Genomic DNA, 24,274 nt, shown 5'->3' with positions numbered 1-24,274 from the left:
ATGAGCGAACAACAGGTCAAGGTTCCGGACATCGGCGACTTCAGCGAAGTGGCCGTGATCGAGGTGCTGGTCAAGCCCGGCGACAACATCAAGGTCGAGCAGTCGCTGATCACCGTCGAGTCCGACAAGGCATCGATGGAGATTCCCTCCAGCCACGCCGGCGTGGTCAAGTCGGTGGCCGTGAAGGTGGGCGACAAGGTGAGCGAAGGCTCGGTGGTGCTGACCATCGACGCGGCCGAGTCGACTGCTGCGGCGCCCGCACCGGCCGAATCGCCGGCGCCCGCTGCGGCGGCGCCCAAGGCGGCACCTGCGCCCCCACCAGCCGCGCCGGCCGTGGCGCCAGCGCCTGCGGGCAGCTACAGCGGCCAGGTCGACATCGAGTGCGACACCCTCGTGCTCGGCGCCGGCCCTGGCGGCTATTCCGCCGCCTTCCGCAGCGCCGACCTCGGCATGAAGACGGTGCTGGTCGAGCGCTACGCCACCCTGGGCGGCGTCTGCCTCAACGTGGGCTGCATCCCCTCCAAGGCGCTTCTGCATGTGGCCGCCGTGATGGACGAGGTCAAGCACTTCGCCGACCTGGGCGTGGAGTTCGGCGCGCCCAAGGTCGACCGTGCCAAGCTGCTGGCCCACAAGAACAAGGTGGTGGGCAAGCTCACCGGCGGCCTCACGGCCATGGCCAAGATGCGCAAGGTGACCACCGTGCGCGGCGTCGGCAGCTTCCTGGACGCCTACCACCTCGAAGTGGACGAGAGCACCGGCGAGGGCCGGGCCACCACCGGCAAGAAGCAGGTGATCCGCTTCCGCCACTGCATCATTGCGGCCGGCTCGCAGGCGGTGCACCTGCCCTTCATGCCCAAGGACGATCCGCGCGTGGTGGACTCCACCGGCGCGCTGTCGCTGGCGACCGAGCCCAAGCGCATGCTGATCCTGGGCGGCGGCATCATCGGCCTGGAAATGGGCACGGTGTACTCGTCGCTGGGCGCACGCCTGGATGTGGTCGAGATGATGGACGGCCTGATGCAGGGCGCCGACCGCGACCTGGTCAAGGTGTGGCAGAAGATGAACGCGCCGCGCTTCGACAACATCATGCTCAAGACCAAGACCGTGGGCGCCGAGGCGACCCCGGACGGCATCAAGGTCATGTTCGAAGGCGAGGGCGCGCCCAAGGAGCCGCAGGTCTACGACTTGGTGCTGCAGGCGGTGGGCCGCACGCCCAACGGCAAGAAGATCGGCGCCGAGAAGGCCGGCGTGTCGGTGACCGACCGCGGCTTCATCTCGGTCGACATCCAGATGCGCACCAACGTGCCGAACATCTTCGCCATCGGCGACATCGTCGGCCAGCCCATGCTGGCCCACAAGGCGGTGCACGAGGCGCATGTGGCGGCCGAAGTCATCGCCGGCGAGCAGAAGGGCGACAAGGAACTGGCGAGCGCCGCCTTCAACGCCCGCGTGATCCCGAGCGTGGCCTACACCGACCCCGAGGTCGCGTGGGTGGGCCTGACCGAGGACCAGGCCAAGGCGCAGGGTGTCAAGGTCAAGAAGGGCCTGTTCCCGTGGACGGCCTCGGGCCGCGCCATCGCCAACGGCCGCGACGAGGGCTTCACCAAACTGCTGTTCGACGCCGAGACACACCGCATCCTGGGCGGCGGCATCGTCGGCACCCATGCTGGCGACATGATCGGCGAGGTGGCCCTGGCCATCGAGATGGGCGCGGACGAGATCGACATTGGCAAGACCATCCATCCGCACCCCACGCTGGGCGAGAGCATCGGCATGGCGGCGGAAGTGGCGCACGGCACCTGCACCGACCTGCCACCGCAGAAGCGCTGATCGGCAGCGCTTAAGCGCAGCTTCGAGGCTGCGTCCAGCGGCCCGGCCGGGCGACCTTCGGGTTGTCCTGCCGGGCCGCTTTGCCATGGGCGCGCCGCCCGTTGTCGTGGCGTGGGGCCTGAGACAATGCCGGCCCCGACGATTCCTGCCTCACGAGAGCGCACAGAGCGACCCATGCCCACCTACCGTTCCAAGACCTCCACTGCCGGCCGCAACATGGCGGGCGCCCGTTCCCTGTGGCGCGCCACCGGCATGAAGGACGATGACTTCTCCAAGCCGATCATCGCCATCGCCAACAGCTTCACGCAGTTCGTGCCCGGTCATGTGCACCTGAAGGATCTGGGCCAGCTGGTCGCCCGCGAGGTCGAGGCCGCCGGCGGCGTCGCCAAGGAATTCAACACCATCGCCGTGGACGACGGCATTGCCATGGGCCACGACGGCATGCTGTACTCGCTGCCCAGCCGCGACGTCATCGCCGACTCGGTGGAGTACATGGTCAACGCCCACTGCGCCGACGCGCTGGTGTGCATCTCCAACTGCGACAAGATCACGCCCGGCATGCTGATGGCGGCCATGCGGCTGAACATTCCGGTCGTGTTCGTCTCCGGTGGCCCGATGGAGGCCGGCAAGGTTCGCCTGGCGGTACCGGGCACGGCCAAGATCGAGATCCGCAAGATGGACCTGATCGACGCCATGGTGATGGCGGCCGACAGCAAGGTGAGCGATGCCGACCTGGCCGAGGTGGAGCGCTCGGCCTGCCCGACCTGCGGCAGCTGCTCGGGCATGTTCACCGCGAACTCGATGAACTGCCTGACGGAGGCCCTGGGCCTGTCGCTGCCGGGCAATGGCACGGTGGTGGCCACCCATGCCGACCGCGAGGGCCTGTTCAAGAAGGCCGGCCACCTGATCGTGGAACTGGCCAAGCGCCACTACGAGCAGGACGATGCCAGCGTGCTGCCGCGTGCCATCGGCAAGAAGGCCTTCGAGAACGCGATGACGCTGGACATCGCCATGGGCGGCTCCACCAACACCATCCTGCACATCCTGGCCGCCGCGCAGGAGGCCGGCATCGACTTCGACATGGCCGACATCGACCGCCTGTCGCGCGAGGTCCCGCAGCTGTGCAAGGTGGCGCCCAACACCAACAAGTACCACATCGAGGACGTGCACCGCGCGGGCGGCATCATGGCCATCCTGGGCGAGCTGGCGCGCGCCGGCCGCCTGCACCTGGACGTGCCGACCATCCACGCGCCCACGCTGGGCGATGCGCTCGAGCAATGGGACATCCTGCGCACCAGCGACGATGCCGTGAAGCGCTTCTACATGGCCGGCCCGGCCGGCATCCCGACGCAGGTCGCGTTCAGCCAGGACACGCGCTGGCCCAGCCTGGACATGGACCGCGCCGAAGGCTGCATCCGCAGCATCGACCATGCCTTCTCGAAGGAGGGCGGCCTGGCCGTGCTGACCGGCAATATCGCCAAGGACGGCTGCGTGGTGAAGACGGCGGGCGTGGACGACAGCCTGCTGGTCTTCGAGGGCCCGGCCCATGTGGTCGAGAGCCAGGACGAGGCGGTGGAGCACATCCTCAACGACCAGGTGAAGGCGGGCGACGTCGTGGTGGTGCGCTACGAGGGCCCCAAGGGCGGCCCCGGCATGCAGGAGATGCTCTATCCGACCAGCTACATCAAATCCAAGGGCCTGGGCAAGGCCTGCGCACTGCTGACGGATGGCCGTTTCTCGGGCGGCACCTCGGGCTTGTCCATCGGCCATTGCTCGCCGGAGGCCGCAGCCGGTGGCGCCATCGGCCTGGTCCGCACGGGCGACCGCATCCGCATCGACATTCCCAACCGTACGATCGACGTGCTGCTGAGCGACGAGGAACTGGCGAAACGCCGCGCCGAGCAGGAGGCCAAGGGCTGGAAGCCCGCACAGCCCCGCCCGCGCAAGGTGTCCGCGGCGCTGAAGGCCTACGCGCTGCTGGCCACATCGGCCGACAAGGGCGCCGTGCGCGACCTGTCGAAGCTGGAAGACTGAGGCTGGCGATCCGGCGCGGCGGCCACGCCGCGCCACGATCCGCCGTCGCCAGGAATGAAAAAGCCCGCTGCGAGAGCGGGCTTTGTCTTCGGAGGGAAAGAGCCGTGCGGCTTATTCACCCGCCGATTCGGACAGCACGCGGCGGGCGCCGTTGAAGCGGCTGGTCCAGTAGCTCTGGTTCATGTCTTCCACACGCACTTCCGAGCCGGAGCGGGGGGAGTGGATGAATTTGCCATCGCCCACGTAGATGCCCACATGGCTGAAGGCGCGGCGCATGGTGTTGAAGAAGACCAGATCGCCGGGCTTGAGCTCGCTGCGGTCGATCTTTTCGGTGGCGGCCGCCTGCTCTTCGGCGCGGCGGGGAAGGACCATGCCGATGGTCTGGTTGTACATGGCGCGGACGAAGCCGCTGCAATCGAAACCGGTCTCGGCGTTGTTGCCGCCGCGGCGGTAGGGCACGCCCAGGAAGCTCATCGCGCTGACCACCAGGTCGGAGGTCTTGTCGGCCACCGCCTGACGTGCGTGCTCGACGCGGCCGAGCAGACCCTTGTCGGCAAGGAGCTTGTCCATTTCCGTCGTCCGGTCGGTTGCTGGGGCAGCGTGTGCTGCGGTGGCAAGGAGCAGGGCCAGAGCGGGTAGGACGAAAATTCGCATGGGCCCGTAGGATATGGACGACATCTGGGCGTGTCAACCAATTTCGCGAATTGGAAGTCAGGTTTAAGTCATTGATTTTGAAGCGCTTTCAGCGATTGCTGAAAAATTCGGTTGTAACAGCGGCGCTCTTCATTGCCCCAGGTAGATTGAACCTCCCGCCCGCTCCTCCTGTCAGCGTGAAATAGTTGTCGGAAAACACGATCTGGTGAAGGAGTTGCGATGAACTTGTCTGCCCGTTTGTTGGCCGCTGCGCTGGCGGCTTTGAGCGCTGGAGCGAGCAGCGCTCAGGAACTGCCGCCGCGCCCGCAGACCGTCGTCTCGGGCCTCGAGCACCCCTGGGCGCTGGCCTTCCTGCCGGATGGGCGTTTTCTCGTCACGGAGCGCCCGGGCCGCCTTCGGGTGGTCGGGGCCGACGGCCACATGGCCCCATCTGTCGAGGGCCTGCCGCCCGTTGCCGCCGAAGGGCAGGGCGGCCTCCTGGACGTGGCACTGGATGCCGGATTCGCCGCCAACCGCACGCTGTACTTCTGCTTCGCGGAGTCCGGCCCCGGGGGAACCAACAGCACGGCGCTGGCACGCGCCGTGCTGTCGGCCGACGCGGGGCGGCTTGAGCAGGTCCGCGTGCTCTTCAGCCAACGGCCCAAGGTGGCGAGCCGGGCGCACTTCGGCTGCCGCATCGCCCAGGCGCCGGACGGCAAGCTCTTCCTGACGATGGGTGATCGCTTTTCGCGCAGCGCGGACGCCCAGCGGCTGGACAACCACCTCGGCAAGGTCATCCGCGTCGATGCCGAGGGCCGCGCACCCGCCGACAACCCGTTTGTCGGCCGCCCCGGTGCTCTGCCCGAGATCTGGAGCTACGGGCACCGCAACATGCAGGGCGCCACCATCGGGCCCGATGGGCGCCTCTGGACCCACGAGCACGGCGCGCAGGGCGGCGACGAGATCAACATCGCCCAGGCGGGCCGCAACTATGGTTGGCCGGTCATCACGCACGGCGTCAACTACGGCGGCGCGCCCATCGGCGAGGGCATCAAGGCCCAGGAGGGGATGGAGCAGCCCCTGCACCAGTGGACGCCGTCGATCGCGCCTTCAGGCATGGCCTTCCTGACCAGTGACCGCTACGGGCCGGCGTGGAAGGGCAGCCTCCTGGTCGGCTCGCTCAAGTTCGGCTACCTGGACCGCATCGACATTCGGGACGGCAGGGTGGTGGGCGAGCAGAAGCTGCTGGCGTCCGCGCGCGAACGCATCCGCGACGTGCGGCAGGGGCCGGACGGGCTCATCTACGTGTTGACGGACGAGGACGACGGCAAGCTGATCCGGCTGCAGCCGTGAGCGCCAAACGACGCCGGGCCATCGTGGCCCGCCGGGCGATGGCGGGCGAGTGCGGCCTTCTCAGGGGGCCGTCGCGCTGCAGCGCGGCAACGGAGCCTGGGCCAGCAGCCGCTGCCAGAGCGGGCGCCAGGCTGGCCAGTCGTGCCCGCCCGGCGCTGTCAGCACGCGCTGCGGCGGCAAGGCGGGGGCCAGCACCCGGTGTGTGGGCGCCAGGCGGTCGCCCACGCCGAAGGCCAGGTAGAGCGGCGTGCGGACTGCGCCGGGCCCGACATAACGCTGCAGGCAGGTCCAGGCCCGCACGCCGATGGCATCGTCGGTCTGGTCCGGTGGGCGCCAGCGCCCGGGGCCGCCCTGGGCGGCCACCGCGGCCGCAGTCTGGGGCTCGCCCAGGTAGGGGGCGATGAGCAGAAGCCCGTCGACCTCCTCAGGATGCTCGTCGGCATAGAGCAACGCGCCCAGGCCGCCCAGCGAGATGCCGGCCAGCCAGATGTGGCGGTAGCCCTGCGCCCGCGCTGGCGCGATCACGTCGACGTGCAGCCGGTCGACCACGCTGCGGTCCTTGTAGTAGCCCATGTGGGCATCCGCCCGGACGAGATCGGCCCGAAGGCCGGCCGCGCGGAAGGTCTCGATGAAGCCTTCGCTCGACAACTCGTCCAGCGCCATGCCGCGGCCGGGCAGCAGCACGATCAACGTGTCGGCCGGGCCGCAAGCGCCGGCGTCGCGCACCGTGGGCAACGGCACGAGGGCGGTCCGTGGCAACCAACTGCAGCCGGCCAGCCCCGTCGCGGCGAGGAGTGCGGTGGCCCAGGCGAGGGCGCTTCGGCGCCGGACCGGCGCCTTCATGGCGCTGCCCCCTCCGTCGCGGATTTCGCCGCTCTGGCTTGCCGCAGAGGCGGGCGGGGCGCAACAGACCGGGCAGGGGGAGGGACAATCGCCAGCATGCGGCCCATTGTGGCCATCTCCTGTTTTTCCGTCCTGCTTCTTCTCCTTCGCGCCCCATGCTCCTCGACGCCGACCAATCCCAGCTCCTGCTCATCGACTACCAGCCCCGGCTGATGCCCGCCATCCATGAGGGGGAGGCGATCCTGGCCAATGCGCAGCGGCTCGCGCAGATGGCCGGACTGGCCGATGTGCCGGTGTTCGGCACCGAACAGAACCCCTCCCGCCTGGGTCAGATGCCGGCCGAGTTGCGCGACCATTGCCGCCGGGTGATGGCCAAGATGCAGTTCAGTGCCGTGGCCGAGGGCCTGGGCGAATGGCTGCGTCCGCCGGCCCGGCCTGTGCAAGGCAATGCGCGCAGCCTGCCGCGCCACCTGCAGAAGCCGCAAGCCGCAGCACCCGAGCGCGCCAGCATCGTCATCGCCGGCTGCGAAGCCCATGTCTGCGTGCTGCAGACGGCGCTGGAGCTGCTGGAGGATGAGTTCGAGGTCTGGGTGGTGACCGATGCCTGTAGCTCGCGCACCGAACGCAATCGTGATGCCGCGTTCGACCGCCTCGCCGGCGCCGGTGCCGAACTCGTCACCACCGAGATGGTCGGCTTCGAGTGGCTGCGCAGCGCCGAGCATCCGGCCTTCAAGGAACTGCAGGCCCTGATCCGCTGATCCGGCGCGGCGGCGGGAGCGCACGAGGGTGCACCCTGTCAGCCTGTCGCAAGGCCGTCTCCAATAATCGCGAATGCGGTGCTGCCCTTTCGGGCCGCTGCCGTCCACAAGGCGCACCTTCGACGCCAGCGAACAGGAGACAAGCAGGCCATGAGCAGCTATCAGGAGTTCTACCGTCGTTCCATCGACGCGCCCGATGCCTTCTGGGCCGAGCAGTCCCGGCTGATCGACTGGCACCATGCGCCGACCACCATCCTGGACCGCAGCCGGCTGCCATTCACCAATTGGTTCGGTGGCGGCACCACCAACCTCTGCCACAACGCCATCGACCGTCACCTGCCGCAGCGGCAGGATGCGCCGGCGGTGATCGCCGTCTCCACCGAGACCGGCACCGAGCGCACCTATACCTACGGCGAGCTGCACCGCGAGGTGCAGCAGATGGCCTCGATGCTGCGCAGCCTGGGCGTGGGGCGCGGCGACCGGGTGCTGATCTACATGCCCATGATCGCGCCCGCCGTGTTCGCCATGCTGGCGTGCGCCCGGCTGGGGGCCATCCACAGTGTGGTCTTCGGCGGCTTCGCCAGTGCGTCGCTCGCTTCGCGTATCGACGACGCGCAGCCGAAGGTGATCGTCAGTGCCGACGCCGGCTCGCGCGGCGGCAAGGTGCTGGCGTACAAGCCGCTGCTAGACGAGGCGATCCGGCTCGCCACGCACAAGCCGTCGGCCGTGCTGTTGGCCGACCGCGGCCTGGCGCCCATGGACCTGGTCCCGGGCCGCGACCACCGGATGGATGAGCTGGCGCCGGCCCATGCTCAGGCCGAGGTGCCCTGCGAATGGATGGACGCGGCGGACGTCAGCTACACGCTCTACACCAGCGGCACCACGGGCCGGCCCAAGGGCGTACAGCGGGACGTGGGCGGCTACGCCGTGGCGCTGGCTGCCAGCATGCGACACATCTTCCAGGCCAGCCCGGGCGAGACCTACTTCTGCACCAGCGACATCGGCTGGGTGGTCGGCCACTGCTACATCGTGTACGGGCCGCTGATCGCGGGCATGGCGACCATCGTTTACGAGGGGCTGCCCACGCAGGGGCTGGACGGCCAGCCCGACGGGGCCATCTGGTGGCGACTGGTCGAGAAGTACAAGGTCAACGTGATGTTCTCCGCGCCGACGGCCGTGCGGGTGCTCAAGAAACAGAATCCTGCGTTGCTGCGCCAGCATGACGTCTCCAGCCTGCGGGCGCTGTTCCTCGCCGGCGAGCCGCTGGACGAGCCGACCGCCCGCTGGATCAGCGACGGCCTGGGCGTGCCGATCATTGACAACTACTGGCAGACCGAGTCGGGCTGGCCGATCCTGACCGTGGCCCATGGCGTGGAGAAGCGGCCCACCAAGTTCGGCAGCCCCGGGGTGCCCATGTACGGCTTCAAGGTCAAGCTGGTCCACGAATCCACCGGCGAGGACCTCACGACGCCGGGCGAGAAGGGCGTGGTCGTGATCGAGTCGCCGACGCCGCCCGGTTTCATGCAGACCGTGTGGCGCGACGACGAGCGATTCATCAACACCTACTGGCGAAGCATTCCGGGCATCGAGGTCTATTCGACCTTCGACTGGGGCATCCGCGATGCCGATGGGTACTTCTACATCCTGGGCCGCACGGACGATGTGATCAATGTGGCCGGCCATCGACTGGGGACGCGCGAGATCGAAGAGGCCATTTCCGCCCATCCGGCCGTCGCCGAGGTGGCGGTGGTCGGCGTGGCCGATGCGCTCAAAGGCCAGGTCGCGGTGGCGTTCGTCGTGCCGCGTGCCGGCGTCGGCGATGAGGCCGCCGCCCTGAGGCTGGAGGGCGAGGTCATGAAGACCGTCGCCGACAACCTGGGTGCGCTGGCGCGGCCGGCACGGGTGCATTCCGTGGCAGCACTGCCCAAGACGCGCAGCGGCAAGCTGCTGCGCCGCGCCCTGCAGGCCGTGTGCGAGCGGCGCGATCCCGGCGACCTGACCACCATCGACGACCCGACCAGCCTGCAGGCCATCCAGCGCCTGATCGGCTGAACTTCGCGGCGTGTTCCGTTGTCAGATTCGAAGCGCACAATGGTGCGTTCCGAATCACCGCGGCAGTGCGCGCGTGCGGCGTGGCACAATCCCGAGTGTACTCAGGCCCTTCCCCAGCCACAGTCGCATCCGCCATCCGGTTCAGCCGTGTCGCGGAAGGTTTTCTTAACCAGCTAATGCTTCCCCAAGGGAAGCGGAGGTCAGCGGAACATGAGCGATTCCCCCGCGTCCATCTACAACGCCTACCAAGGCAACAGTTACCTCTTCGGCGGCAATGCGCCCTATGTCGAAGAGATGTACGAGAACTATCTCGCCAATCCGGGCAGCGTGCCCGACAACTGGCGCTCGTACTTTGATGCACTCCAGCACGTGCCGGCGTCGGACGGAAGCGATTCCCGCGATGTTCCGCATCAGCCTGTCATCAATGCCTTCGCCGAGCGCGCCAAGCAGGGCGGCACCCGCGTGGTCGAGGCCAGTGGCGCCGACTCCGAACTGGGTCGCAAGCGCACCGCCGTCCAGCAGCTGATCGCCGCCTACCGCAACGTCGGCGCCCGCTGGGCCAACTTGGATCCGCTGCAGCGCGCCGAGCGCCCGGCCATTCCCGAACTGGAGCCGTCGTTCTACGGCTTCGCCGACGCCGACCTCGAGACGGTCTTCAACACCAGCAACACCTTCTTCGGCCGCGACACCATGTCGCTGCGCGACCTGCTGAACGCTCTGCGCGAAACGTACTGCGGCACCATCGGCGTCGAGTACATGTACATGACCGACCAGGCGCAGAAGCGCTGGTGGCAGCAGAAGCTCGAAGCCGCACGCACCAACCCCAAGCTGAGCGCCGAGAAGAAGAAGCACGTGCTCGAACGCCTGACGGCTGCCGAAGGCCTGGAGCGCTTCCTGCACACCAAGTACGTCGGCCAGAAGCGCTTCTCGCTCGAAGGCGGCGAAAGCTTCATCGTCGCCATGGACGAACTGGTCAACGGTGCCGGCGCCAAGGGCGTGCAGGAAATCGTGATCGGCATGGCCCACCGCGGCCGCCTGAACGTGCTGGTCAACACCCTGGGCAAGGCGCCCAAGGACCTGTTCGCCGAGTTCGACCACACCGCCCCCGAAGACCTGCCCAGCGGCGACGTGAAGTACCACCAGGGCTTCAGCTCGGACGTGACCACGCCCAGTGGCCCGATGCACCTGAGCCTGGCCTTCAACCCGTCCCACCTGGAAATCGTGAATCCGGTGGTCGAGGGTTCGGTGCGTGCCCGCATGGACCGCCGTGGCGACAAGCGCGGCGCCTCGGTGCTGCCCGTGCTGGTGCACGGTGACGCGGCCTTCGCCGGCCAGGGCGTCATCATGGAGACGCTGGCCCTGGCCGAAACCCGCGGCTACTACACCGGCGGCACGATCCACATCGTCATCAACAACCAGATCGGCTTCACCACCTCCGATCCGCGCGACAGCCGCTCCACGCTGTACTGCACCGACGTCGTCAAGATGATCGAGGCGCCCGTGCTGCACGTGAACGGCGACGATCCCGAAGCCGTGGTGCTGTGCATGCAGCTGGCCCTGGAATACCGCCAGGAGTTCAACAAGGACGTGGTCGTCGACATCATCTGCTTCCGCAAGCTGGGCCACAACGAGCAGGACACCCCCTCGCTCACCCAGCCGCTGATGTACAAGAAGATCGCCGCCCATCCCGGCACGCGCAAGCTCTACGCCGACAAGCTGGCGGCCCAAGGCCTGGGCGAGACGCTCGGCGACGACATGGTCAAGGCCCAGCGCGCGGCCTTCGATGCCGGCAAGAACACCGTCGACCCGGTGCTCACCGACTTCAAGCGCAAGTACGCGGTGGACTGGAGCGCCTTCGCCAACAAGAAGTGGACCGACGCCGCCGAGACCGCGCTGCCGCTGGCCGAGTGGAAGCGCCTGGCCGAGAAGATCACCACCGTGCCGGAAGGCTTCACGGTGCATCCGCTGGTCAAGAAGGTGCTGGACGACCGCGCCGCCATGGGCCGCGGCGACGTCAACGTCGACTGGGGCATGGGCGAGCACATGGCCTTCGCCTCGCTGGTGGCGAGCGGTTACCCGGTGCGCCTGTCGGGCGAGGACTGCGGCCGCGGCACCTTCACCCACCGCCATTCGGTGCTGCACGACCAGAACCGCGAGAAGTGGGACACGGGCACCTACGTGCCGCTGCAGAACGTGGCCGAGAACCAGGCACCGTTCGTCGTCATCGACTCCATCCTGTCCGAAGAGGCGGTGCTGGGCTTCGAATACGGCTATGCGTCCAACGACCCGAACACCCTGGTGATCTGGGAAGCCCAGTTCGGCGACTTCGCCAACGGCGCCCAGGTGGTGATCGACCAGTTCATCGCCTCGGGTGAGGTGAAGTGGGGCCGCCTGAACGGCCTGACCCTGATGCTGCCGCACGGCTACGAAGGCCAGGGCCCCGAGCACAGCTCGGCCCGCCTGGAGCGCTTCATGCAGCTGTCGGCCGACACCAACATCCAGGTGGTGCAGCCCACGACGGCCAGCCAGATCTTCCACCTGCTGCGTCGCCAGATGGTGCGCAACCTGCGCAAGCCGCTGGTCATCATGACCCCGAAGTCGCTGCTGCGTAACAAGGACGCGACCTCGCCGGTGTCGGAGTTCATCAAGGGCGGCTTCCAGACGGTCATCCCCGACGTCAAGGAGCTGAAGGCCGACAAGGTCAAGCGCATCGTCGCCTGCTCGGGCAAGGTCTACTACGACCTGGCCAAGAAGCGCGAAGAGAAGGGCGCCGACGACGTTGCCATCATCCGCGTCGAGCAGCTGTACCCGTTCCCGCACAAGGCTTTCGCGGCCGAGGTCAAGAAGTACCCCAACGCGGCGGACATCGTGTGGTGCCAGGACGAGCCCCAGAACCAGGGTGCCTGGTTCTTCGTGCAGCACTACATCCACGAGAACATGCTCGACGGCCAGAAGCTGGGCTATTCCGGCCGCGCCGCCTCCGCGTCGCCGGCCGTGGGTTACGCCCACCTGCACCAGGAGCAGCAGAAGGCCCTCGTCGACGGTGCCTTCGGCAAGCTCAAGGGCTTCGTCCTGACCAAGTAAGTCCCCGCCACGGAGGCCGGTGCGTTGCGCCGGCCTCCTGTTCTTGCGCGCCCCATTTTTTTGTCGTTCGTGGGCGTGTTTCCCTCGAATAAGCAGAGTCCATAAAAATGTCCATCGTTGAAGTCAAGGTTCCCCAGTTGTCCGAGTCCGTGGCCGAAGCCACGATGCTGCAGTGGAAGAAGAAGGCCGGCGAAGCCGTCACGGCCGATGAAATCCTGATCGAGATCGAGACCGACAAGGTCGTGCTCGAAGTGCCGGCGCCCGCGTCCGGCGTGCTGGCCGAGATCGTCCAGGCCGACGGTGCCACCGTCGTCGCCGACCAGCTGATCGCCAAGATCGACACCGAAGGCAAGGCCGGCGCCGCTGCCCCCGCACCGGCTGCCGCCGCTGCTGCGCCCGCCGCATCGGCCCCGGCTGCTGCTGCCCCCGCCGCCGGTGGTGCCAAGTCCGACGTGGCCATGCCCGCCGCCGCCAAGCTGCTGGCCGACAACGGCCTGAAGACCAGCGACGTCGCTGGCTCCGGCAAGGACGGCCGCGTGACCAAGGGCGACGTGCTGTCGGCCGTGGCCGGTGGCGCCACCGCCGCCAAGGCGCCCGCCGTGCAGATCCCGACCGGCGCGCCCAAGACCTCGCTGCCGCAAGTTGCCGCACCCGCCGCCGCCAACCTGGGCGACCGCCCCGAAGAGCGCGTGCCGATGAGCCGCCTGCGCGCCCGCATCGCCGAGCGCCTGCTGCAGTCGCAGTCCACCAACGCCATCCTGACCACCTTCAACGAGGTGAACATGGCCCCGGTGATGGATCTGCGCAAGAAGTTCCAGGACGCCTTCACCAAGGAGCACGGCACCAAGCTGGGCTTCATGAGCTTCTTCGTCAAGGCGGCCGTGCACGCCCTCAAGAAGTACCCGGTGCTCAACGCCTCGGTCGACGGCAACGACATCATCTACCACGGCTACTTCGACATCGGCATCGCCGTCGGCTCGCCGCGCGGCCTGGTGGTGCCGATCCTGCGCAACGCCGATCAGATGAGCTTTGCCGACATCGAAAAGAAGATCGCCGAGTTCGGCAAGAAGGCCCAGGAAGGCAAGCTGTCCATCGACGAGATGACCGGCGGCACCTTCTCCATCTCCAACGGCGGCACCTTCGGCTCCATGCTGTCGACGCCCATCATCAACCCGCCCCAGTCGGCCATCCTGGGCGTGCATGCGACCAAGGACCGTGCCGTGGTCGAGAACGGCCAGATCGTGGTGCGTCCGATGAACTACCTGGCGATGAGCTACGACCACCGCATCATCGACGGCCGCGAAGCCGTGCTGGGCCTGGTGGCGATGAAGGAAGCGCTGGAAGATCCCTCGCGCCTGCTGTTCGATATTTGATCCACCCCCGTTTCTTGCTCACTGCGTGTAGCCGAATCCCCCCTTGAGGGGGCGCACCCGGCGGCCCGGCAAAGCCGGTTCCGCGGGTGCACGTGAACGGGCTTCGCTGCGCTTGCCTTTGCATGCCAGCCTCGTGGTGAGCCGACTCAAGCAAAAAATCATGTCCAAGCAATTCGACGTCATCGTCATTGGCGGTGGCCCCGGCGGCTACATCGCTGCCATCCGCGCGGCCCAGCTGGGCTTCAACACCGCCTGCATCGACGAGTGGAAGAACGGCAAGGGCGGCCCGGCCCCGGGCGGCACCTGCACCAACGTGGGCTGCATTCCCTCCAAGGCACTGCTGCAGTCGTCCGAGCATTTCGAGCACGCCAACAAGCACTTCGCCGAGCACGGCATCACGGCCTCCGACGTCAAGATGGACGTGGCCAAGATGCTGGCCCGCAAGGACGGCGTGGTGAAGCAGAACAACGACGGCATCCTGTACCTGTTCAAGAAGAACAAGGTCAGCTTCTTCCATGGCCGCGGCTCCTTCGTGAAGGCAGCCGAGGGCGGTTACGAGATCAAGGTCGCCGGCGCCGCTGAAGAGACCCTGGTCGGCAAGCACATCATCGTGGCCACGGGCTCCAATGCCCGCCAGCTGCCCGGCGTGCCCTTCGACGAAGAGACCGTGCTCTCCAACGACGGCGCGCTGCGCGTTGGTGCCGTGCCCAAGAAGCTGGCGCTGATCGGCTCCGGCGTGATCGGCCTGGAAATGGGTTCGGTGTGGCGCCGCCTGGGCGCGGACGTCACGATTCTTGAAGGTCTGCCGACCTTCCTGGGCGCCGTGGACGAGCAGATCGCCAAGGAAGCCAAGAAGGCCTTCGACAAGCAGGGCCTGAAGGTCGAGCTGGGCGTGAAGGTGGGCGAGGTCGCCAAGACCAACGCCGGCGTCACCATCGACTACACCGATGCCAAGGGCGAAGCCAAGAAGCTGGAAGCCGACAAGCTGATCGTCTCCATCGGCCGCGTGCCCAACACCATCGGCCTGAATGCCGAGGCCGTCGGCCTGAAGCTGGACGACCGCGGCGCCATCGTGGTGGACGACGAGTGCAAGACCAGCCTGCCCAACGTGTGGGCCGTGGGCGACGTGGTGCGCGGCCCGATGCTGGCGCACAAGGCGGAAGAAGAGGGTGTGGCCGTGGCCGAGCGCATCGCCGGCCAGCACGGGCACGTCAACTTCAACACCATCCCCTGGGTGATCTACACCAGCCCCGAGATCGCGTGGGTCGGCCGCACCGAGCAGCAACTCAAGGCCGATGGCGTCAAGTACAAGGCCGGCACCTTCCCCTTCCTGGCCAACGGCCGGGCACGCGCGCTGGGCGACACCACGGGCATGGTCAAGTTCCTGGCCGACGCCACGACCGACGAGATCCTCGGCGTCCACATCGTGGGCCCGATGGCCAGCGAGCTGATCTCCGAAGCGGTCGTCGCGATGGAGTTCAAGGCCTCGGCCGAGGACATCGCCCGCATCTGCCACGCGCACCCGTCGCTGTCCGAAGCGACCAAGGAAGCCGCGCTGGCCGTCGACAAGCGCACGCTGAACTTCTGAGTTGGCGCTCCCGTCCGTCAAGGAGGCCTACGAGGCCGAACTCAAGGGCCGCGGCTACACCGCCGATCCCGCGCAACTGCGCGCGGTCGACGCGCTGGACCGCTGCGCCCGCGAGTGGGCCGAGTACAAGGCCCAGCGTTCCAACGCCTTCAAGAAGCTGATCCACCGCCCGGCCGTGCCGCGCGGTGTCTACATGTATGGCGGCGTCGGGCGCGGCAAGAGCTTCCTGATGGACTGCTTCTTCAATGCGGTGCCCATCAACCGCAAGACGCGCCTGCACTTCCATGAGTTCATGCGCGAGGTGCACCGCGAACTGGCGGACCTGCAGGGCATCCAGAACCCGCTCGACGAGCTGGGCAAGCGCATCGCCAAGCGCTTCAAGCTGATCTGCTTCGACGAGTTCCACGTCGCCGACATCACCGACGCGATGATCCTGCATCGGCTGCTGGTGGCCATGTTCGACAACGGGGTGGGCTTCGTGACCACCTCCAATTTCAAGCCCGACGACCTTTATCCGGACGGGCTGCACCGCGACCGCATCCTGCCGGCCATCGACCTGCTCAACGCCCGGCTGGAGGTCATCAACGTGGACAACGGCACCGACTACCGGCGCCGTACGCTGGAGCAGGTGCGCCTGTACATCACGCCCAACGACAGCGGCTCCGAGAAGGAGTTGCGCAAGATCTTCGACAAGCTGGCGGAGAAGGGCGACGACAACCCGGTGCTCAACATCGAGCAGCGCGAGATCCGCGCCCGGCGTCGTGCCGGCGGCGTGGTGTGGTTCGACTTCCGCACGCTGTGCGGCGGCCCGCGCTCGATGAACGACTACCTGGAGATTGCCAGCCAGTTCCACACCGTGCTGCTGTCCGACGTGCCCGAGATGCCGGTGCGCATGGCCTCGGAAGCGCGCCGGTTCACCTGGCTGGTGGACGTGTTCTACGATCGACGGGTGAAGCTCGTGCTCTCGGCTGCGGTGCCGCCGGAGCAGCTCTACACCGAAGGGCCGCTGGCGCACGAGTTTCCACGCACCGTCTCGCGACTGAACGAAATGCAGTCGGCCGAGTTCCTGGCGCTGGAGCGCCGTACCGTGGACACCCGCCTTACATGAGCTTTTCCCTTCGCCTTGTCGCGTTGATGCTGGTTGCCGTGCCGGCGGGCGCCGTGCTGGCCCAATCCGCGGTGCCGCCGGCCAAGCCCGGCTCGGCACAGGCGGCCGACGAACGCGAGCGCATCGGCGTCGAGCGCAAGGCCGAAGAGCTGCGCTACTCGGCCCGCCGGGCCCAGTGCTACCAGCGCTTCGCCGTCGATGACTGCCTCAATGCCGAGAGCCGTCTGCACCGCGAGACGCTGGATGGGCTCAAGCGGCGTGAAGCCGTGCTCAATGATGCGGAGCGCCGCCAACGAGGCGAAGACGCCCTGCGCCGCATCCAGGACAAACAGGCCAACCCGCCTGCGCGCGACCTGCCCCAGGAACGCGACCGGAACCGGCAGGCTCAGCAGGACCGCGAGCAGCGCAACGCCGACCATGCAGCCAGCCGGGCCGCCACCGCCGCGCAGGCGTCGCAGCGCCGGCAGCAGTTCGAGGACCGGCAGAAGGCACAGGCCGAGAAGGCGGCCGAGCGGGCCCAGCGGCGCACCCAGGATGCCGCGGAGCGCGAACGTTACGAGCGTCGGCAGGTCGACGCCGAGCAGCGCCGCACAGACGCCCAGCGCCGCAATGCCGAGCGCCCCAAGCCGCCGGCGGCGCCGCTGCCGGATCCGGCGGTCAAGCCCTGAATCCGCGCTGGCGCGGGCGTGATGTGGGTGCGCCTGCCCAGGAGGCAAAGCCACCAGGTCCCAGGGCGAGCCGCCAGTTTGGCGGCGAGCGGCTGAAGCCGCCGTATCGGCGGCCGCCCTCAGCGCTGCGGGCTGCTGTCCATGAACGCGTCGAGCGCGGCGGAGGAGGGCGTGGCCGGCTTGCCGGGCAGTTCCTCCACCTTCACCAGGATCAGCGACAGGTTGTCGCCCGCCCCGCCGGCGCGGCGGCGCGCCTCGTTCACCAGCATCTCGGCCGCTGCGCGGGCCGGGTATCGCGCGATGACCGCTCCGAACTCCTCGGGCGTGAAGTAGTGCCAGAGCCCGTCAGAGCAGGCCATCAACGCATCGCCGGGCTGGACGCCGTCGATGGCCTCGAGGTCCATCGGCGGCAGGGTGGATTGCATGCCGAGGCAGCCCACGAGGATGTTGGCCTTCGGATGGCGCAAGGCCTCGTCCTCGTCCAGCTCGCCGCGCTGCACCAGCACCTCGACATAGGAATGGTCGCGCGTGCGGCGCACCAGGCGGCCGCGGCGGAACAGGTAGATGCGCGAATCGCCGGCGTGGATCCAGGCGCCCCGGCCATCGGGGTCGAGCAGGAAGGCCGCCACGGTGCTGTGCGGCTCCTGTTCGCTCGACAGGGCGGTCAGCCGGATCACGGTGTGGGCTTCGTCGACCAGCTGGCGCAGCAGCCGGTCCGGATCGTCCGTGCCCGGTGCATAGCGGGCGAACAGCTGCTGCGCGGTCATGATGACCTGCTCCGATGCCTTGCGGCCGCCGCTACGGCCGCCCATGCCGTCGGCGACCACCGCGAGGAGGCAGCCCGGGCGCTGGGGATGCCCGATCAGGGCGACCTGATCCTGTTGGTAAGGCCGGTCTCCCTGGTGGAGACCCGTGGCAGCGGACAATCGGAAACCGGTGTGAGGCATTGGCGCGGTCGGCGCCGCGGCGCGCCAACGAGAAGGCTATGTGGCTGTCTGACACCCATTATCGAGCGATCCAGTGACACCGTTAAACACAATTCACAGTTTCTCCTTTGTCGAAAGCTTGTGTCTGCCAGGAGCGACGCCCAGGCCCCCGTCGACCGGGAGGAAGGGCTAGATGGCGCTCGCTGACGAGGTGATGGATGTCTTCGCCGACGGCGGGGCCTTGTCGCAGGCGGCGGACCAGTTCCGGGTGCGCGACGGCCAGACGCAGATGGCGCTTGCCATCGCCCACACCGTGGCCGAAGGGGGGCAACTGGTGGTGGAGGCGGGCACGGGCGTGGGCAAGACCTTCTCGTACCTCGTGCCGGCCTTGCTGAGCGGCGAGCGGGTGCTGCTGTCGACCGCCACCAAGGCCCTGCAGGACCAGCTCTTCGGGCGCGACCTGCCTCGCCTGCTGGAGGCGCTCAACCTGCCGCTGCGCACCGCCTTGCTCAAGGGCCGGGGCAGCTACCTCTGTCTGCACCGCATGGGCCAGGCCCGGCATGACGCCGGCGGCGAGCGGGGCGTGGCCCATGCGCTGGCCAAGGTCGAGCGCTGGGCGCTCACCACGCGCACCGGCGACCTGGCCGAACTGCCGGGCCTGGACGAGCGCTCGCCGGTCATTCCGCTGGTCACCTCCACCCGCGACAACTGCCTGGGCCAGCAGTGCCCGCAGTTCAAGGCCTGCCACGTCAACCTGGCCCGGCGCGAGGCGCTGGCGGCGGACGTGGTGGTCATCAACCATCACCTGTTCTTCGCCGACCTGGCGGTGCGCGAGTCGGGCATGGCCGAGCTGCTGCCCAGCGTGCGCGTGGTGATCTTCGACGAGGCGCACCAACTCAACGAGACGGGCGTGCAGTTCCTGGGCCTGCAGCTGGGTACCGGGCAGGTGCTGGACTTTGCGCGCGACCTGCTCGCCGCCGGGTTGCAGCAGGCCCGCGGTCTGGCCGACTGGCAGGACGTGGCCGGCAAGCTGGAGCACGCGGCCCGCGAACTGCGCATGGTGGCCGGCAAGGGCTGGCCTGGCGCCAAGCTGCGCTGGAACGGCGCCGCCCCCGAAGGCATCGGCGCCACCCAGTGGCAGGCTGGCCTGGACACCCTGCGGCGCGCCGCGGAAGACGCCGCTGTCGCGCTGGACACGGTCAGCGAGCTTTCCCCCGACTTCGTCCGCCTGGCCGAGCGTGCCGGCCTGCTGGTCGAGCGGGCCGGCCTGTTGACCGAGCCTTGCCCGCCCGATGCGGTGCGCTGGGTGGACATCGGCACCCAGCTGCGACTCGTGCAGTCACCGCTGGACATCGCCGATGCGGTGCGCAAACGCGTGCTCAAGGCCGACCGCCCGGCGCCGGCCCCGCAGGAGCAGGGCGGCGAGTCGCGCAGCCGTGCCTGGATCTTCACCTCGGCCACGCTGGGCGACGACCCGCAACTGCGCTGGTTCACCGAGCCGTGCGGCCTGGACGAAGCGCAGGTGCTGCGCGTGGCCAGCCCCTTCGACTATGCGCAGCAGGCCGCGCTCTATGTGCCGCGGCAGTTTCCGCGGCCGGCCGATGCGGGCCATCCGGACGCCGTGGCGGCGCTGGCGGCCAAGGGCGCGCTGCGGCTGGGTGGCCGCACGCTGGTGCTGACGACCACGCTGCGCGCGCTGCGCAGCATCGGCGACGGCCTGCGCGAACGCCTGCGCGCCGCCGGCAGCGACGTCGATGTGCTGGTGCAGGGCGAGTGGCCCAAGCGCGTGCTGATGGAGCGCTTCCGCGCGGGCGCCGACGCGGGCGCGGCCGGTTGCGTGCTGGTGGCCTCCGCCTCCTTCTGGGAAGGCTTCGACGCGCCGGGCGATGTGCTGCAACTGGTGGTGATCGACAAGCTGCCCTTCCCGCCGCCCGGCGATCCGCTGGTGGAGGCGCGTACGCGCCGGCTGGAGGCGCAGGGCCGCAGCGGCTTCGGCGACTACTCCATCCCCGAGGCGGCCGTGGCGCTCAAGCAGGGAGCGGGCCGGCTCATCCGGCGCGAAAGCGACCGTGGCGTGCTGGTGGTGTGCGACACGCGCCTGGTGTCCATGGGCTATGGCCGCCGGCTGCTCGCCGCGCTTCCGCCGATGCGTCGGCTGGCGGCCGAGGCCGACTTCGAGCAGGCGCTCGATGACCTGACGCAGCCCCCCGGCTGAACAGACAAAAGGCCGCGCGCCCATATTCCAGAGGCCGCCTTCGGGCGGCTTTTTTCATGGGTATTTCGGTCGCCGTCGATGACCCGGCGAAGCCCGGGAAAACGGGCGTCTACGTGTATTTGCGTAGCCGCTTCTTCGTGTTAACCCGGAGGAAAAGTCACCGATGCGACGCCTGCGCGCCGCAGGGGCCCTCCGGTACGTAATTCCCCTCTGCAGTCGGTCAGATTCCGATCAGTGTGGCAGCCGGAGCATCCCCTCCGCCCCAGCAGCTGCGGCTGCAAAGGAGACATTGGCACCCCGCCGGATCCCCCGGCGCGAGAGGGACCAACCGATCCACAACATCAACATGACGACGCTTCGCCTCCCCTTATGAACGATCGCAACCTCAACCGAGGCCTGTTCCTCATCGCGCTTGCACTGCTGTTCGGCGTGCCGGCCTTCAACTACCAGATCGGCAGCTTCGCGCATGCCGGCCCGGGCCTGTTCCCGGCCATGGTCAGCGGCATGCTGCTGGCCATCGGGATCATCACCGTGATCCGCTCGCGCTTCGTCAAGCCGATCCCGATGTCGGTCAACTTCAAGAACATCGCGATCATCCTGGCCAGCCTGTGTACCTTCGCGCTCGTGTCCACCTACGTGAACATGACCGTGGGCATCGTCGTCATGGTCTTCATCGCGTCGCTGGCGGCCAGCGGCAAGTATTCCTGGGTACGCAACGTCAAGGTGGCGGTGGTGCTCGTGGGTTTCGCCTTCGGCTTCCAGAAGCTGCTGGGCCTGAACCTTCCCCTGTACTGATCGGAGCCTGCACACCATGGAAGCTCTCCATAACCTGGCGTTCGGCTTCGAGCACGCGCTGACCATCCACAACCTGATGTACTGCGCCATCGGCTGCGTGGTCGGCACCCTGGTGGGCCTGCTGCCCGGCCTGGGCCCGCTGGCCACCATCAGCCTGCTGCTGCCGCTGACGTACTCCATCGACACCACCGGCGCGCTGATCATGCTGGCCGGCATCTACTACGGGGCGCAGTACGGCGACAGCGTGTCGGCGATCACGATGAAGATCCCTCACGCGAGTTCGATCGTGGCCTGTATCGACGGCTACGCGATGACGCTCAAGGGCAAGACGGGCCTGGCGCTGTTCACGGCCGGCTTCTCCAGCTTCATCGGCGGCACCGTGGCCATCGTCGTGCTGACCTTCCTGGCGCCCAAGCTGGGCGAGGTGGCCTTCCTGTTCGGCCCCGCGGACTACTGCGCGCTGATGATGGTGGGCTTCGTCTGCGTGAGCTTCGTGACCACCGGCAGCCTGCTCAACGGCCTGGCCATGTGCCTGATCGGCGTGCTGCTCGGCCAGATCGGCACCGACGTCAACAGCGGCGTGCAGCGCTACACCATGGACCTGCCCTTCCTCGCCGACGGCGTGGGCCTGGTCAGCATCGCGCTGGGCTGCTTCGGCATCGCCGAGATCACCAAGAACCTCGACAGCGGTGAAGAGCGCTCGCCCTTCAACGGCAAGATCCACCTGATGCCCACCTGGGAAGAGTTCAAGCGGATCATCCCCAGCGCCCTGCGCGGCTCCGTGATCGGCTCCTTCCTGGGCATCCTGCCCGGCGGCGGCCCGGCCATCGCCCAGTTCGCGGCCTATGCCATCGACAAGAAGGTCAGCAAGTACAAGCACGAGATCGGCACCGGCTGTATCGAAGGCGTGGCTGGCCAGGCCGCTGCCGACGAGGCCGCCGCCCGCACCAGCTTCATCCCGCTGATGTCCATCGGCATCCCCGAGAACGCAGTGATGGCGCTGATGATGGCCGCCTTCATCATCAAGGGCATCCAGCCCGGCCCGAACATGATCGCCGGTCACCCGGAACTGTTCTGGGGCCTGGTCGCCTCGATGTGGGTCGGCAACTGCTTCCTGATCATCCTGAACGTGCCGCTGGTGCGCTACTGGCTGTCGGTCTTCAAGATCCCGTATGCCGTGCTCTTCCCGGGCATCCTGTTCTTCTGTTGCATCGGCACGTACAGCGTCAACAACAACCTGGAAGACCTGTACATCACCGCCGCCTTCGGCCTGCTGGGCTTCCTGTTCATGAAGTTCGACCTGGACGCTGCGCCGCTGATGCTGGGCTTCATCCTGGGCCCGATGCTGGAAGAGAACTTCCGCCGCACGCTGCTGCTGAGCCGCGGCAGCTTCGGCATCTTCTTCGACCGGCCCATCAGCGGCACGCTGCTGTCGCTGATCGGCGTGTTCATCGTGTGGCAGACCGTCACCTTCTTCATCAAGACGAAGAAGCAGAAGAACGGAGCCGCCGCACTGCCGGCGGCGCACGAGACCGCCTGAGCGCGCGTGCAATCCACTGCAGAAGGGGCCTTCGGGCCCCTTCTGCTTTTTGGGCCGGGCCGCACGGTGCCTGCGGACGGGTCGAGGTCCACATCCTCGCGCGGGCCGATCCCCGCGATGACACCGGTGCCGCTCTGATGGCCCCGCGACAGCGGCGCTCGCTGGCGGCACCCACAATGGGCGCCCCGTCGCCCGCTGCCATCCGCTGCGGCGCCTTGATCCCTCTTCCGGAGACGCCCATGCCCGAAACCCTCCCCGCCACCGCCCTGCAACTGCGTTCGCTCGTCCAGGCCGACGGCACGCTGCGGATCAGCCTGGAAGAGGTGCCCGTGCCGCAACCTGGCGCCGACGAGGTGCTGATCCGCGTGCAGGCGACGCCCATCAATCCCTCCGACATCGGCCTGTTGCTCGGCCCTGCGGACCTTTCGACGGTGCAGGTCTCCGGCAGCGCGGAGCGCCCCGTGGTGACGGCGCGCATCCCGGAGCGCGCCATGCCCGCCATGGCCGCCCGCGTGGGCCAGAGCCTGCCGGTGGGCAACGAAGGCGCCGGCCTGGTGGTGGCGGCCGGTTCGTCGCCGGCCGCGCGGGCGCTGCTGGGTCGCACGGTGGCCCTGATCGGCGGCGCCATGTATGCGCAGTACCGCACCATGGCGGCCGCCCAGTGCCTGGTGCTGCCCGAGGATGCGACGGCGGCGGACGGCGCCTCCTGCTTCGTCAACCCGCTCACCTCGCTGGGCATGGTCGAGACCATGAAGCGCGAGGGCCACACGGCACTGGTGCACACGGCCGCCGCCAGCAACCTGGGCCAGATGCTCAACCGCATCTGCCTGAAAGACGGCATCGGCCTGGTGAACATCGTGCGCAAGCCCGAGCAGGCGGCGCTGCTGCGCGGGCAGGGCGCTATGCATGTGTGCGACAGCAGCGCGCCGGACTTCATGGCCCAGCTCACCGAGGCGCTGGTGGCCACGGGCGCCACCATCGGCTTCGACGCCACCGGCGGCGGCACGCTGGCCGGCCAGATCCTGCAGTGCATGGAAGCGTCCATCGCGCGGCGCACGCCCAGCGAGTACAGCCGCTACGGCTCGTCGGTGCACAAGCAGGTCTATCTGTACGGCGGCCTGGACACGCGGCCCACCGAGATCCACCGCAGCTTCGGCATGGCCTGGGGCGTGGGCGGCTGGCTGCTCTTTCCCTTCCTGCAGAAGATCGGCGAGCCGGCGGCGCAGGCGCTGCGTGCGCGCGTCGCGGCCGAGCTGAAGACCACGTTTGCGAGCCACTACGCGCGGACCGTGTCGCTGGCGGGCGCACTGAGTGCCGATGCCATCGCCTTCTATGGCGCGCGCAACACGGGCGCGAAGGTGCTGATCGATCCGTCGCGCTGAGTCGCAGGTTTTACTCCCTCTCCCCTTGCGGGAGAGGGTGGGGGAGAGGGGGCGACGGCGTTCGCTGGTCAACGGCTTGGGCGTTCGCCCAG

At 68.2% G+C, this 24,274-nt stretch carries 17 protein-coding genes; 14 read left to right on the top strand and 3 right to left on the bottom strand.

Annotation, left to right across the window (positions count from 1 at the left end; genetic code table 11):
- A complete protein-coding gene (lpdA, locus tag L0984_RS01980) occupies positions 1-1,830 on the top strand; it encodes a dihydrolipoyl dehydrogenase (RefSeq protein WP_234192095.1) in 1,830 nt (609 codons plus the stop codon).
- Between the two features lie 174 nt (positions 1,831-2,004).
- Positions 2,005-3,864, top strand: coding sequence for a dihydroxy-acid dehydratase (ilvD, locus tag L0984_RS01975; RefSeq protein ID WP_234192094.1), 1,860 nt, complete (start codon positions 2,005-2,007; stop codon positions 3,862-3,864).
- Between the two features lie 111 nt (positions 3,865-3,975).
- Here the strand turns inward: ilvD and L0984_RS01970 are convergent, their stop codons facing one another.
- A complete protein-coding gene (locus tag L0984_RS01970; RefSeq protein ID WP_234192093.1) occupies positions 3,976-4,518 on the bottom strand; it encodes a C40 family peptidase in 543 nt (180 codons plus the stop codon).
- 219 nt (positions 4,519-4,737) lie between these two features.
- On the opposite strand from L0984_RS01970, the gene L0984_RS01965 reads away from it, so the two are divergent.
- The gene (locus L0984_RS01965) at positions 4,738-5,850 is read left to right on the top strand and encodes a PQQ-dependent sugar dehydrogenase (protein WP_234192092.1); all 1,113 of its coding nucleotides are present in this window, start codon (positions 4,738-4,740) and stop codon (positions 5,848-5,850) included.
- Between the two features lie 60 nt (positions 5,851-5,910).
- On the opposite strand, the gene L0984_RS01960 is transcribed toward L0984_RS01965, so the two are convergent.
- Positions 5,911-6,591, bottom strand: a complete 681-nt coding sequence (locus L0984_RS01960; RefSeq protein WP_234192091.1) for an alpha/beta hydrolase — start codon at positions 6,589-6,591, stop codon at positions 5,911-5,913.
- A 257-nt stretch (positions 6,592-6,848) separates the two neighbouring features.
- Between L0984_RS01960 and L0984_RS01955 the strand changes: the two genes are divergently transcribed.
- The 7 genes from L0984_RS01955 (at position 6,849) to L0984_RS01925 (ending at position 17,324) form a co-directional block, all read left to right on the top strand.
- Positions 6,849-7,451 carry an isochorismatase family protein gene (locus tag L0984_RS01955; protein WP_234192090.1) on the top strand — a complete coding sequence of 201 codons (603 nt, stop codon included), beginning with the start codon at positions 6,849-6,851 and terminating at the stop codon, positions 7,449-7,451.
- 150 nt (positions 7,452-7,601) lie between these two features.
- The gene (locus L0984_RS01950; protein WP_234192089.1) at positions 7,602-9,503 is read left to right on the top strand and encodes a propionate--CoA ligase; all 1,902 of its coding nucleotides are present in this window, start codon (positions 7,602-7,604) and stop codon (positions 9,501-9,503) included.
- A 210-nt stretch (positions 9,504-9,713) separates the two neighbouring features.
- Positions 9,714-12,587, top strand: a complete 2,874-nt coding sequence (locus tag L0984_RS01945) for a 2-oxoglutarate dehydrogenase E1 component (protein ID WP_234192088.1) — start codon at positions 9,714-9,716, stop codon at positions 12,585-12,587.
- Between the two features lie 107 nt (positions 12,588-12,694).
- Positions 12,695-13,960: a 2-oxoglutarate dehydrogenase complex dihydrolipoyllysine-residue succinyltransferase gene (gene odhB / locus L0984_RS01940; RefSeq protein WP_234192087.1), complete on the top strand. Its 1,266-nt coding sequence runs from the start codon at positions 12,695-12,697 to the stop codon at positions 13,958-13,960.
- Positions 13,961-14,120: 160 nt separating this feature from the next.
- Positions 14,121-15,548 carry a dihydrolipoyl dehydrogenase gene (lpdA, locus tag L0984_RS01935; protein WP_234192086.1) on the top strand — a complete coding sequence of 476 codons (1,428 nt, stop codon included), beginning with the start codon at positions 14,121-14,123 and terminating at the stop codon, positions 15,546-15,548.
- Position 15,549: 1 nt separating this feature from the next.
- Positions 15,550-16,656 carry a cell division protein ZapE gene (zapE, locus tag L0984_RS01930; protein WP_234192085.1) on the top strand — a complete coding sequence of 369 codons (1,107 nt, stop codon included), beginning with the start codon at positions 15,550-15,552 and terminating at the stop codon, positions 16,654-16,656.
- On the top strand, positions 16,653-17,324 hold the full coding sequence (locus L0984_RS01925) for a hypothetical protein (protein ID WP_234192084.1): 672 nt from the start codon (positions 16,653-16,655) through the stop codon (positions 17,322-17,324). Before zapE ends, L0984_RS01925 begins: the two co-directional genes overlap by 4 nt.
- Before the next feature lie 119 nt (positions 17,325-17,443).
- Here the strand turns inward: L0984_RS01925 and L0984_RS01920 are convergent, their stop codons facing one another.
- On the bottom strand, positions 17,444-18,271 hold the full coding sequence (locus L0984_RS01920) for a PP2C family protein-serine/threonine phosphatase (protein ID WP_234192083.1): 828 nt from the start codon (positions 18,269-18,271) through the stop codon (positions 17,444-17,446).
- A 172-nt stretch (positions 18,272-18,443) separates the two neighbouring features.
- Here L0984_RS01920 and L0984_RS01915 point away from each other — a divergent pair, with 172 nt between their 5' ends.
- The 4 genes from L0984_RS01915 (at position 18,444) to L0984_RS01900 (ending at position 24,182) form a co-directional block, all read left to right on the top strand.
- Positions 18,444-20,465: an ATP-dependent DNA helicase gene (locus L0984_RS01915; RefSeq protein WP_234192082.1), complete on the top strand. Its 2,022-nt coding sequence runs from the start codon at positions 18,444-18,446 to the stop codon at positions 20,463-20,465.
- A 369-nt stretch (positions 20,466-20,834) separates the two neighbouring features.
- Complete coding sequence (locus L0984_RS01910) at positions 20,835-21,260, top strand: tripartite tricarboxylate transporter TctB family protein (protein ID WP_114804351.1); 426 nt, start codon at positions 20,835-20,837, stop codon at positions 21,258-21,260.
- A gap of 16 nt (positions 21,261-21,276) precedes the next feature.
- Positions 21,277-22,800 (top strand): tripartite tricarboxylate transporter permease, encoded by a 1,524-nt coding sequence (locus L0984_RS01905; protein WP_234192081.1) that lies wholly within the window; start codon positions 21,277-21,279, stop codon positions 22,798-22,800.
- Positions 22,801-23,039: 239 nt separating this feature from the next.
- Positions 23,040-24,182, top strand: a complete 1,143-nt coding sequence (locus L0984_RS01900) for a zinc-binding dehydrogenase (protein ID WP_234192080.1) — start codon at positions 23,040-23,042, stop codon at positions 24,180-24,182.
- Positions 24,183-24,274: the final 92 nt, after the last annotated feature.

It is taken from the genome of Pseudacidovorax sp. NFM-22, assembly GCF_021401245.1.
Lineage (GTDB): Bacteria > Pseudomonadota > Gammaproteobacteria > Burkholderiales > Burkholderiaceae_C > Xenophilus.
This window is presented reverse-complemented; position numbering and strand designations above follow the sequence as displayed.